10 protein-coding genes are annotated in these 11,562 nt (G+C 61.9%); all 10 read right to left on the bottom strand.

The window, feature by feature from the left end; genetic code table 11:
* Nucleotides 1-5 precede the first annotated feature (5 nt).
* Genes pseC through rfbF form a run of 10 tightly spaced genes read right to left on the bottom strand, consistent with a single transcriptional unit; the run spans nucleotide 6 to nucleotide 11,323 of the window.
* Complete coding sequence (pseC, locus tag QRN46_RS09305; protein ID WP_285354574.1) at nucleotides 6-1,163, bottom strand: UDP-4-amino-4,6-dideoxy-N-acetyl-beta-L-altrosamine transaminase; 1,158 nt, start codon at nucleotides 1,161-1,163, stop codon at nucleotides 6-8.
* The gene (gene pseB, locus QRN46_RS09300; protein WP_011333032.1) at nucleotides 1,160-2,161 is read right to left on the bottom strand and encodes a UDP-N-acetylglucosamine 4,6-dehydratase (inverting); all 1,002 of its coding nucleotides are present in this window, start codon (nucleotides 2,159-2,161) and stop codon (nucleotides 1,160-1,162) included. The genes pseC and pseB overlap by 4 nt, the downstream gene beginning before the upstream one ends.
* Nucleotides 2,162-2,190: 29 nt before the next feature.
* Entirely contained in the window at nucleotides 2,191-5,115 is a 2,925-nt protein-coding gene (locus QRN46_RS09295; RefSeq protein ID WP_285354573.1) for a glycosyltransferase family 2 protein, read from the bottom strand.
* A 51-nt stretch (nucleotides 5,116-5,166) separates the two neighbouring features.
* Nucleotides 5,167-5,895, bottom strand: coding sequence for a cephalosporin hydroxylase family protein (locus QRN46_RS09290; RefSeq protein WP_011333030.1), 729 nt, complete (start codon nucleotides 5,893-5,895; stop codon nucleotides 5,167-5,169).
* A gap of 30 nt (nucleotides 5,896-5,925) precedes the next feature.
* Nucleotides 5,926-6,591, bottom strand: coding sequence for an acetyltransferase (locus tag QRN46_RS09285; protein WP_041475175.1), 666 nt, complete (start codon nucleotides 6,589-6,591; stop codon nucleotides 5,926-5,928).
* Nucleotides 6,588-7,709, bottom strand: coding sequence for a DegT/DnrJ/EryC1/StrS family aminotransferase (locus QRN46_RS09280; RefSeq protein WP_221615214.1), 1,122 nt, complete (start codon nucleotides 7,707-7,709; stop codon nucleotides 6,588-6,590). The genes QRN46_RS09285 and QRN46_RS09280 overlap by 4 nt, the downstream gene beginning before the upstream one ends.
* Nucleotides 7,706-8,932, bottom strand: coding sequence for a class I SAM-dependent methyltransferase (locus QRN46_RS09275; RefSeq protein ID WP_201819403.1), 1,227 nt, complete (start codon nucleotides 8,930-8,932; stop codon nucleotides 7,706-7,708). The genes QRN46_RS09280 and QRN46_RS09275 overlap by 4 nt, the downstream gene beginning before the upstream one ends.
* Complete coding sequence (gene rfbC / locus QRN46_RS09270; RefSeq protein WP_007958330.1) at nucleotides 8,929-9,489, bottom strand: dTDP-4-dehydrorhamnose 3,5-epimerase; 561 nt, start codon at nucleotides 9,487-9,489, stop codon at nucleotides 8,929-8,931. The genes QRN46_RS09275 and rfbC overlap by 4 nt, the downstream gene beginning before the upstream one ends.
* A complete protein-coding gene (gene rfbG, locus QRN46_RS09265) occupies nucleotides 9,486-10,568 on the bottom strand; it encodes a CDP-glucose 4,6-dehydratase (RefSeq protein WP_011333026.1) in 1,083 nt (360 codons plus the stop codon). The genes rfbC and rfbG overlap by 4 nt, the downstream gene beginning before the upstream one ends.
* Complete coding sequence (gene rfbF / locus QRN46_RS09260; protein WP_011333025.1) at nucleotides 10,550-11,323, bottom strand: glucose-1-phosphate cytidylyltransferase; 774 nt, start codon at nucleotides 11,321-11,323, stop codon at nucleotides 10,550-10,552. The genes rfbG and rfbF overlap by 19 nt, the downstream gene beginning before the upstream one ends.
* Nucleotides 11,324-11,562: the final 239 nt, after the last annotated feature.

Here is an 11,562-nt window from a genome sequence, read left to right as displayed (position 1 = left end):
GGCAATCATTCAGTCAACCGACGCAATTGCTCAACCACATAATCCTGCTGCTGATCGCTCAGCAACGGAAACAGCGGCAGGCTGATCGCTTCGGCGTAATAACGCTCCGCTTCGGGGAAGTCACCCTCGGAGAAAACCAGGTCACGATAGTACGGCTGCAAATGCACCGGAATGTAGTGCAGGTTCACGCCGACGCCGGCGGCGCGCAAGCCTTCGAACACCTGACGGTGGCTGAGGCTGATGCGTTCGGTCTGCAAACGCACCACATAAAGATGCCAGGCCGATTCGGCGTCCGGCTGGAGGCTCGGCACAGTCACCGGCAAGTACGCCAGCAAGCGGTCGTAACGCGCGGCCAGCTCCCGGCGACGGGCGATGAACTCGTCCAGTTTGCCCAACTGTGACAGGCCCAGCGCGGCTTGCAGATCGGTGATCCGGTAATTGAAACCCAGTTCGACCTGCTGGTAGTACCACGGGCCGTGGCTGGGTTCGGTCATCTGCTGCGGATCGCGGGTCATGCCGTGGCTGCGCAGGCGTTGCAGGCGCTCGGCCAGTTCCGGGCGATTGGTCAGCACCATGCCGCCTTCAGCGCTGGTGATGATCTTCACCGGATGAAAGCTGAACACGGTCATCGCGGCAAATTCACCGCAACCCACCGGGCGCCCGGCGTAACTGGCGCCGACCGCGTGGGAGGCGTCTTCGATGACCGTGAAGTTATAGCGCTCGGCCAGTTCGGCAATCCGCCGCATGTCGCAGCTCTGCCCGGAGAACGCCACTGCCACCAGCACTTTGGGCAGCGTACCATCGCGTTCGGCAGCATCGAGTTTGCTTGCCAGAACTTCGGCATCGAGGTTCCAGGTCAGCGGATCGATGTCGACGAAATCAACGTCGGCACCGCAATAACGGCCGCAGTTGGCCGACGCGAGAAAGGTGTTCGGCGTGGTCCACAAGCGGTCGCCCGTTCCCAGCCCCGCCGCGAGACAGGCAATGTGCAGCGCCGCCGTGGCGTTGCACACTGCCACGGCGAAATCGGCCTGACAACGCTCGGCCATCGCCTGCTCGAAGCGTTCGATGGTCGGACCCTGGGTCAACCAGTCGGACTGCAACACCTCGACCACCGCGTCGATGTCCGTCTGGTCGAGGCTTTGCCGGCCGTAGGGAATCATACCGACAGCTTCGCGTGCAGGTCGGCGATCTGCCCCACCGAGAGGAAGTGCGGGTTGGTGTCGGAGCGGTACTCGAAATCTTCACCGACCGGCACGCCACGCTCGCCGAGTTTGTCCTCGGCAAAATCCACGTCGACGCTGGTGAAACGAATCGACGGCTGGATCGTGTAGTGATCGGCAAACTCCAGGGTCATCCGTGCATCGTCCAGCGGCACCATCAGTTCATGCAGCTTCTCGCCCGGACGGATGCCGACGTTCTTGTGCGGCAGGTGCTCGGCCATGCCACGCGCGAGATCGACCACACGAATCGACGGGATCTTCGGCACGAACACTTCACCGCCGTGCATCCGCGCAAAGCTGTCGAGCACGAATTGCACGCCGTGATCGAGGGTGATCCAGAAGCGGGTCATGCGCTCGTCGGTGATCGGCAGTTCTGTCGCGCCATCGGCAATCAGCTGGCTGAAAAACGGCACCACTGACCCGCGCGAGCCCGCCACGTTGCCGTAGCGCACCACGGCAAAACGCGTCTGCTGTTCACCGGCAATGTTGTTGGCCGCGACGAACAGCTTGTCCGACAGCAACTTGGTGGCGCCGTACAGGTTGATCGGGCTCGCGGCCTTGTCGGTGGACAGCGCGACGACTTTCTTCACGCCGTTGTCGATGGCGGCGGCGATGATGTTCTCCGCGCCGTTGACGTTGGTGCGGATGCATTCGGTCGGGTTGTATTCCGCCGCCGGCACCTGCTTCAACGCCGCGGCATGCACCACGTAATCGATGCCGCGCATGGCCTGGCGCAGACGATCGGCATCGCGTACGTCACCGAGGAAGTAACGCATGCACGGCGCGTTGAACGTCTGCTGCATTTCGTATTGCTTGAGCTCATCCCGGGAAAACACCACCACGCGCTTGGGCTGGTATTGCTCCAGCAGGCGCGCGATGAACTTGCGCCCGAACGAGCCGGTGCCACCGGAGATGAAAATCGATTTACCGTTGAACATGTCTTGAATCCTGTTCCCTGTGCGAAGGCTTAGGCGAGCAACTGCGCCCAGTCCAGCGAAGCACTTTCGTTGAGAACAAAACCTTTGCCGCTCAGGCTCAGGTTCGGGTTATACGCCGTGTCCCGGGCAAAAGCGCCGGACCATTTTTCACGCAGCGCTTGCAGTGCCTGTGGAGCCTGCGGCACCTCGCCCGAATGGATGACCTGAACCAGCGGCGTCCAGACGGTGAGGAAACCGGCTTCACCCGCCTTCAGGCACAGATCGACATCGCTGAAGCCGTCAGCAAATTGCGCGTCATCCAGACCATCCAGCGCATTGAACAGTGCTTTGCCAATCATCAGGCAGATGCCCGACACCGCCGAGTAGTTCTGATCCACGGCCAGACGCTGCATGTAGCCCTCGGCGTCATGTTTCTCACCGATGAAGGCAGAACCGACACCATCGTTCAGCCCCAGAATCAGACCGGCCTGAGCGATCTTGCCATCGCGGTCCACCAGTTTCGCACCGACCACGCCGACTTCCGGACGCTGGGCATGGTTGAGCAGCGACTCGATCCAGTTCGGATTGACCACTTCACCGTCGGCGGCCATCAGCACCAGGTATTCACCCTGCGCCTGCTGGCTGGCGGCGTTGCTCAGCGCCACAGCACCGAGTGGCTGATCGGCACGCAAGACCTGCACCTTGGCGTGCTGCAGTGTGCCCAGCCAGTCATTGACCGCGGCGGACAGATTGGGACCTGCGGCGATCAACACCTCATAGCGGGTGTAGCGGGTTCGCAGCAGTACGCCTTCGATGCAACGCTGCAGCGCAGGAAGATCATCGATTGCCGGCACGATGACCGACACCAATGGCTGTTCGCCGTGACGGTAGTCGACCTGATAAGTGCCCGGTTTCGACGAGGTGATTTTCGCCTTGTAACCACGATTGCCCAGGTGACGCAGCAGCGCCTGACGCTCATCGGCGTTTTCTTCCAGCACCGAAGCACCGGCAATCAACAGCGGTTCGTCAAGGTGAGCCAGGCCATCCAGACCACCTTGCTCAATGATGCGCAGCAGCAGATCGAATTCCAGCGCCTTGCTGAAGTCGGCCTGATAACCACCGGCCTCGATCAACACTTCACGACGGATCAACCAGTGCCGTGCCATCAGTGCCGGCAGGCTTTGCAACAGATCGAGGTTGAAGCCCGGACGGAAGACATCCACCAGTGCGCCATCGGCGGTGCGCTGGATTTCGTCGGTGGCCACCGCGCGGCACCCGTCGGCAGACGCCAGCTCCAGACCGGCGCGCAACAGACCGCCGGCGGTGAACTCGTCGCCCGCTTCGGCCAGCAACAGCCAGTCGCACGGCGACTGATTGACGCTCAGGTTCAGCTTGTCGACAAAATTGCTCGGCGAGACCCGGACAAAGTGCAAAGTGTTTTGCGCAGTGGTCGCGGCCGGCGGCTCACCCGTGGTGAACACCACCACCTTGAAGGCCTTGCTGTGACCTTCGAGCAGGCTGTCCAGGGTGATCTGCAACTTGTCGATGTCGTTGTCCAGATCGAGCAGGAAGATGCCGAACTGCGGACCGCCATCGTGGGCTGCCAGGTGACCGGCGATAGCCTCGAGCTGTCCGGCATCCGGTTGACGCGCCGCGAGCCATTCAAGCAGGCGACCGGTCCTCATCTTGCCGAATGCCTGATCGTTGCCTTTGAGGGAGGTCGCTTGCAGACGCGCGATCCAGTCGCGCAGTTTTTGCGCGTCCTCTTCTTCGCCCATCGATTGCAACTGGTCAATCAGACGCGTGATGACCTGGCGGTTGAACACGTTGCTGTCGTGGGCCTGCCACAAACGGTCGACCACACTTTCCGGGGTGTCGTTGTTGCGGGCCAGCATCAGGTTCTGCTGGCGCGCCCAGATGCCTTCCAGGCCTTGCAACTGCAGGCGCCCTGCCGGCATCGAGTGCAGCAGGAATTCGAACTGGGTCAATTGATCGAAGAACGCCTGATTGTAGAACGGCATCTCGACGTACTGTTTCGGGCCGAAACGGCGCTGTGGGCCCGCCTCGATATCGGTCCAGGCCGACTCGAATACCAGCTCGGCAGTCAACGCGCGACCGGCGCGCAGGCTATCGGCCAGTGCTTCGAAGCTATCCAGCACGAACTGTTTGCCCTGCTCCGGATCCTGATGCTTGACCTGGGTCGGCAACCCGGCAAGGAAACCGGCAAAGGCTTCGCGTTCGGCGACGTGCCTGGCGTCGGTGTAGGCCAGCGAGTGATAAATCTCGGTGTTGTGGTCGGAGTGCTGATAGTTGAGCTCACGCACCACGTACGGGATCGGCAGAATCCGCGCCTTGCCCCGCGCCAGCATGTAGTAGGTGTGACCGACTTCCTGCCACTGGAAGATCGTGTCTTGCGGCATGGCCGCATACCAGTCGCGCAGAATCTCCGTACGTTGCACGGCATAGAACGGCGGCAGGTACTGATACATGTAGTCGATCAGGCGATCCTGGGCGAGATCGGCCGAGTAGTCCTCGCAGACCTTCTTGTCGCGACGGTAGTAGCTGACGCTGTTGGCCAGCGACAGGTACATCATGCTGTAGCCATGGCACAGGCTGTAATCGGGGTTGGCATTCATGAAGGCGACGGCTTCATGCAAGGCATCGTGCACGAGGAAGTCGTCGTCCGCCGCAAACACCATGTACGGCGTCTGCAATTGCTCGACACCGTAGGCCAGCTTGGCGCGGATGCCCCAGTAGCCATACTGCGGCAAGTGCTGGTAGTCGACGTTGGCAAACTGCCCGAGCATGTCCGGTTGTGCCTCGGCCGAAGAATCCAGCACCAGGATCCTGCACGGCAGGGTGCTGTAGAAACGCACGGCCCTGCGCAGAAACGCCGGGCGTTCGTGAGATATCAGCACAACGGTCAACTGTTCGTTGAGTGCCAAACCGTGTCCAGAACTGTTCTTGCCTTGCATAAATTCCCCACAAGCGACGAGTCGCCGAAAACTCAACGTTGTTTTTGTCGATTAACGAACGCGACGCAGATAGCCATCCGGCGCGACAGTGATCAGCAACTTGCTGTGAATGGCCTGATCGATTTCGAAATCGCTGCTCTCTTTCAGGTAAGCCCACACAGCAGTTTTCGGGTTGTCACCCTTGCCCCACGGGCGATCCGGGAAGGCGTCTTGCGGCATGTCTTCGACCACGGTGTCCATGACCACGCAGTAGCTGCCCACCGACACCAGCGGTGCGTACAGACGCAGCTCTTCGAGGACGTGCTCGTGGGTGTGATTGGAATCCAGCACCACCAGCACTTTCTTGCCCTGCACGCGTTCGCGCACCTGGTCGACGATCGCGGTGTCGATGCTCGAACCCTGGATCATGCTGATCCGCTTGAACATCGGGTGCGCTTCGATGGCTTCGCGATTGTGCTGGCGGATGTCGATATCGATGCCCAGGACTTCGCCGTGACCGATCAGCTCGAGGATCGAGGCGTAGAACACCAGCGAACCGCCGTGGGCGATACCGGTTTCCACGATGATGTCCGGGCGCAGGTTCCAGATGATTTCCTGCATGGCGACCATGTCCTGCGGGAACTGAATGATCGGCCGGCCCATCCAGCTGAAGTTGTAGGTGTACTTGTGTTTAGCGGTAGTGCCGACCCAATCCAGAGACTCGGTTTGCAGCGCCTTGTCCTGTTGCAGGCCTTCGATGTTGGCTTTTACTTCTTCGCGAAACTGCTCATGTGGATTCATTGCGACTCTCCAAAAATTCGGGAAAACGGCTTACCTGAACACCCTGGCGTCAGGGTATGGCACGGTGTTGGTCTTGATGATCCTGGCGGGATTGCCCACCACGACCGAAAAATCCGGGACATCCTTTGTCACCACAGCGCCGGCGCCGATGGTCACCCAGCGACCGATGCGCAGACGCGGCAGAATCGTGGCGTTGGTACCGATAAACGTACCGTCGCCGATTTCCACACAGCCGGCGATGCACACGCCCGGCGCCATGAACACTGAATGGCCGATCCGCCCTTCATGCCCCACGACGCTACCGGCGCTGATGCTGGTGTTGTCGCCGAGTTCGACTTCGGCCTGCATCAACACGCCTTCCTGCAGGTAACTGCCCTGCCCCATGCGGATCATGCTCAGGTCGATACCGGGATGAACGAACTGGCCGAGCTTCGCCCCTGCCTCCACCAACTGACAGGTGGTTTCGTAGCGTAACCGGGTACTGCCGGTGATCAGATTGACGAAGCGCACGTCCGGGCCATTGAGCTCGGCGACCCGCTCCGAACCACCCACCACCGGCACCCCGTAAAACAGCGTGCCGTGCTTGCGCGGATCGTTGTCCAGAAAGGCGAACTCGACATTCGGCGTACTGCGCTTGACCGCGTGCAGCATGCGCACCGCTTCCGGGTTGGCGGCCCCCAGCAGATACATCTTCACAGCGCGGGCCTGCCTGCCAACATGTCCAGCACCACTTGCACCACGCGCTGCTGATCGGCGTCGGTCATGTCGTGATAGCTCGGCAGATTGAAGGCGCGCTCCGGCAGGGCGAATGACACCGGGGTGTCAACGTTGTGCCCGCTGAACATCGGCAACGTCGACAGCGGCCAGAAGAACACCCGGGCATCGATGTCAGCCGCCTGGAAAGCCGCGATCAACTGGTCGCGATGGATACCGGTGTCGGCATCGAACACCACGGTCGGCATCCAGTAACCGTTGCGCCCGTGAGCCGGCTCGGGATTGAGCGACACGCCCGGTACGCCTTCCAGCGCCTGTGCATAGTTGGAAAAGATCGCCCGCTTGCGCGCGATCAACTCTTCGATCCGCTCGACCTGCGCGCAACCGACGGCCGCCTGCAGGTTGCTCATCTTGTATTTGAAACCGACGAACTCTGGCCAGAACTGCTTGGTGCAGCCCGCCACGCGACCGTGGTTGGACAGGGTCAGCACGCGCTCGTACAAGGCCTTGTCCGAGGTAACGAACATTCCGCCCTCGCCGGTGGTCATGGTCTTGGTGCCGTGGAACGAGAAAGCACCGAAGGCTCCCATCGAACCGGCCGCCTGACCGCGCCACTGCGAACCGATGGCTTCGGCCGCATCTTCGATCACGGGAATCCCGAATTCCTTGCCGATGGCCAGCAAGGCATCCATGTCACACAGATTGCCGTACAGGTGCACCGCCAGAATGGCCTTGGTGCGCGGGCTGATCGCGTTTCTGACCTGCTGCGGGTCGAGGCACCAGCTGTCGGCCAGCACATCGACAAATACCGGGGTCGCGCCCAGGTAGGTGATCGGCGCCGCCGAAGCGATCCAGTTGGTATTGCCAAGGATCACTTCGTCACCGGCACCGACCCCCAATGCCGCCATGCCCATGTGCAACGCCCCGGTGCAACTGGAAGTAGCGATCGCATAGGTCGCGCCCAAATGCTCGGCGAAGCCGTGTTCGAAGCGGGTCAGGTATTCGTAGCAGCGCGCGCCCCAGCCGTTCTGCACGGCATCCAGGGCATATTGCGCTTCGAGTTCGCCGACGCTGGGTTTGGTGTAGTGAATTCTGCTCATTGAATGCTCAACTCCGGAACGGCGACGACAAAGCGTGCACCCCATGTTTTGGCTTCGGCCAGTTGTTGCGTCACTTCGCTCAACAGGTTCCAGGGCAGAACCAGAATGTAGTCCGGCCGCTCTTGCGCAATGCGCTCGGGCGCCACGATCGGAATGCGACTGCCCGGCAGGAACTTGCCCTGTTTGTGCGGGTTGGCATCGGCGACCCAGGCCAGCAGATCCGTCCTCACACCGGCGAAGTTGAGCAAGGTATTTCCTTTGGCTGCCGCGCCATAACCGACCACGCGCTTGCCCTCGGCCTTGGCCTGCAACAGGAAGCGCAGCAGCTGGTGCTTGATGTTTTCGGCGGCAGGCGCCAGCGTCGCGTAGTACCCGGTGGTTTTCACCCCGGCGTCGAGCTCGGCCTGCAACTGCTGCTGCACCGCTGGCTGCACGGCGCGGCGTAAACCGTCCTTGCGCTGGACGAACACCCGCAGCGATCCGCCATGGGTGGTCAGCTGGCTGACGTCGAACACTTCCAGGCCGTTGCGCTCGCACAGCGTCTGCACGGCGGTCAGGGACAGGTAGGAATAGTGCTCGTGATACAGCGTGTCGAACTGCGCGCCGGCCATCAGCGTCAGCAGTTGCGGGAATTCGAAGGTGGCGACGCCGGTCGGCTTGAGCAGCGTGGCGAAACCACCGAGGAAATCGTTGATGTCCGGCACATGGGCCAGCACGTTGTTGGCGGCCATCAGGTCGGCGGCCCAGCCTTCGCTTTTCAGCTGGGCGGCGGTGTCGCGACCGAAGAACAGTTCACGAATCTCCAGGCCTTTTTCCCGTGCCGCCTGCGCGGTGCTGCGGGTCGGCTCGACGCCCAGGCACTGGATGCCGCGACCGGCCACGTATTGCAGCAGGTAGCCGTCGTTGGCCGCGACTTCCACCACGCGGCTGTCGGCGGTCAGGCCGAAGCGCTCGACCATCTCGGCCACATAACGCTCGGCATGAGCCAGCCAGGTGCTGGAGAACGAACTGAAGTAGGCGTATTCGGCGTCGAACAGGCTGTCGGCAGAGGTGTAATCCTCGGTCTGCACCAGCCAGCATTGCTGGCACACGGCGACCTTCAGCGGCACCCATTGTTCGGCCTGCTCCAGCCGATCGACGTGCACGTAGGCGTTGGACGGTGGCGAGGTGCCGAGGTCGATCAGCGGCAAGCTCAGCGGTGCGGCGCACCCACGGCAGTTCATAGACGCACTCCAGCAAAGTGTTGATCGAGCGCGGGATGGCTGGAATCACGCGCTGACAAATTATTGACAGGCAACGGCCAGGCGATCGCCAGCCGTGGATCGTTCACCGACAGACCGCCCTCGTGCTCCGGCGCGTAATCGGCGCTGTGCAGGTAAAGCAGTTCGGCGTCTTCGGTGAGGGTCTGGAAACCGTGGGCGAAGCCGGCCGGAATCAACAGGCTGCGACCGTCACCGGCCTTCAGGTGCTCGGCGTGCCAGTGCAGGAAGGTTTCCGAGTCCGGGCGCAGGTCTACCGCTACGTCCCACACTTCACCTCGCAGGCAGGTGATCAACTTGGCTTCCGGCGCATTGGCGTTCTGGTAATGCAGACCGCGCACGCTGCCCTTCTCGCGGGTGCAGGAATGGTTGATCTGGCGGATGTGAAATTCACTGCCGAACGCTTTCAGGCTGCCTTCGCAGAACAGACGGGCGAAGTGCCCGCGCTGATCTTCGAAGCGCTTGTGCTGGACGCTGAACAACCCGGCCAGCGGCAACGGTTTCAAGGAAAACTCGCTCACAGCGCGCCCCGGTACAGGTTCAGTTGGCCGAGGGTCACGGTGCGCATGTCGTCGCCGTTCTGCCACGCCAGGTGCCAGTCGAGGGTCTGGGTCAGGCATTGCTGCAACGTCCAGCGCGGTTGCCAGCCGAGCACCTGACGGGCGCGGCTGCTGTCCAGGCGCAGCAGACCGGCTTCGTGCAGGTCGCTCTTTTCGAGGCGCAGCCCACGGGCCTGAGGCCAGCGGTTGGAGAGCAGTTCGACCACTTCACCGACGCTGCACATGTCCGCCTCGCCCGGACCGAAGTTCCACGCGCCGGCGTACTCCGGGCCTTGTTCGTAGAGCCCGGCGGCCAGTTGCAGATAGCCGGCCAGCGGCTCCAGCGCGTGCTGCCACGGGCGCACGGCTTGCGGGTAACGCAAGGTCACCGGCTCGTCGGCCGACCAGGCTTTCAGTACATCGGGAATCAGCCGTTCTGGGGCGAAGTCGCCACCACCCAACACGTTGCCGGCGCGCGCGGTGGCCAGGGCCAGACCATGCTCGGCGTACTTGTCGGCCGGGAAGAACGATGCCGCGTAAGACTGCGCCAGCAACTCGCAGCAGGCCTTGCTGCTGCTGTAAGGATCGTGACCACCGAGGGCTTCGTCCTCGCGGTACGGCCACAGCCATTCCTTGTTGGCGTAGACCTTGTCGGTGGTCACCAGCACGCAGGCCCGCACGCAACCGACCTGACGAATCGCTTCGAGCAGATTGAGGGTGCCCATGACGTTGCTGGAATAAGTCCCCAGCGGATCGCGATAACCTTCACGCACCAGCGGCTGGGCCGCCAGGTGCAGGACGATCTCAGGCTCGGTGTCAGCGATGATCTCGAGCAAGGCGCCGAGGTCACGCAGGTCGCCGCGCTGGTCGTTGATGCCTTCGCTCACGCGCGCCAGTTCGAACAGGCTCGGCTCGGTCGACGGATCGAGGGAAAAACCGCTGACTTGCGCGCCGAGGCTTTGCAGCCACAGGGTCAGCCAGCTGCCCTTGAAACCGGTGTGGCCGGTGACCAGAACCCGCTTGCCGCGCCAGAATTCCGGACTCAGTCCCATTGCTTCCATGGGGCCTCCCCGCTCTGCCACAAGGCTTCGAGGTGGTTCTTGTCACGCAAGGTGTCCATTGGCTGCCAGAAGCCTTCGTGCTGGTACGCCATCAACTCGCCGCGCTCGGCCAGACCGTCGAGCGGGCCGGACTCCCACGAGGTTTCGTCGCCTTCGATCAGCGGCAAAACCTTGGGCGAGAGCACAAAGAAACCACCGTTGATCCAGCCACCGTCACCGCGCGGTTTTTCCGTGAAACCGAGAACCCGGTCGCCGTCACGATCCAGCGCGCCATAGCGGCCCGGCGGTTGTACGGCGGTGACTGTCGCCAACTTGCCGTGAGTCAGGTGGAAATCCACCAGCGAGCTGATATTCAGGTCGGAGACGCCGTCGCCATAGGTGAAGCAGAAGGCTTGTTCGTTTTCCAGATAGCGTGCGGCGCGGCGCAGACGGCCACCGGTCATGGTTTCCTCGCCGGTGTCGATCAGCGTCACGCGCCACGGTTCGCTGTAGTTCTGGTGAACGTCCATGCGATTTTCACGCATGTCGAACGTCACGTCGGAGGTGTGCAGGAAGTAGTTGGCGAAGAAGTCCTTGATCGCGTAGCCCTTGTAGCCAAGGCAAATCACGAAGTCATGAATCCCGTGGGCGGAATACTGTTTCATGATGTGCCAGAGAATTGGCTTGCCACCGATCTCGATCATCGGTTTCGGCTTGAGGTGCGACTCTTCACTGATGCGCGTGCCCAGGCCACCCGCCAAAATAACTGCCTTCATGGTCTCCCCTCTCGTTCGTCACAGGGCTGCGCGCTGCTTTTTGCGCATTGCGGCCTTCTGGCTAAACCTTTCTGCCGGTACGGGCGCAGGGGCAATGACCGCGAGCGCTCGTTTTATGGCGATTTGAGGGGGACTTGCAGGAAACGCGCCAGCTCCGCTGGCTGCGCGTCGGCAGGACAGCTGCTGTCTAGTCCTGAAATAGGTTTACACCTGTTTCAGCCTCAAAACGCCCGATGCAC

Origin of the sequence: Pseudomonas sp. lyk4-R2A-10 (assembly GCF_030209075.1) — a bacterium.
GTDB classification, from domain to species: domain Bacteria; phylum Pseudomonadota; class Gammaproteobacteria; order Pseudomonadales; family Pseudomonadaceae; genus Aquipseudomonas; species Aquipseudomonas glycinae.
This window is presented reverse-complemented; position numbering and strand designations above follow the sequence as displayed.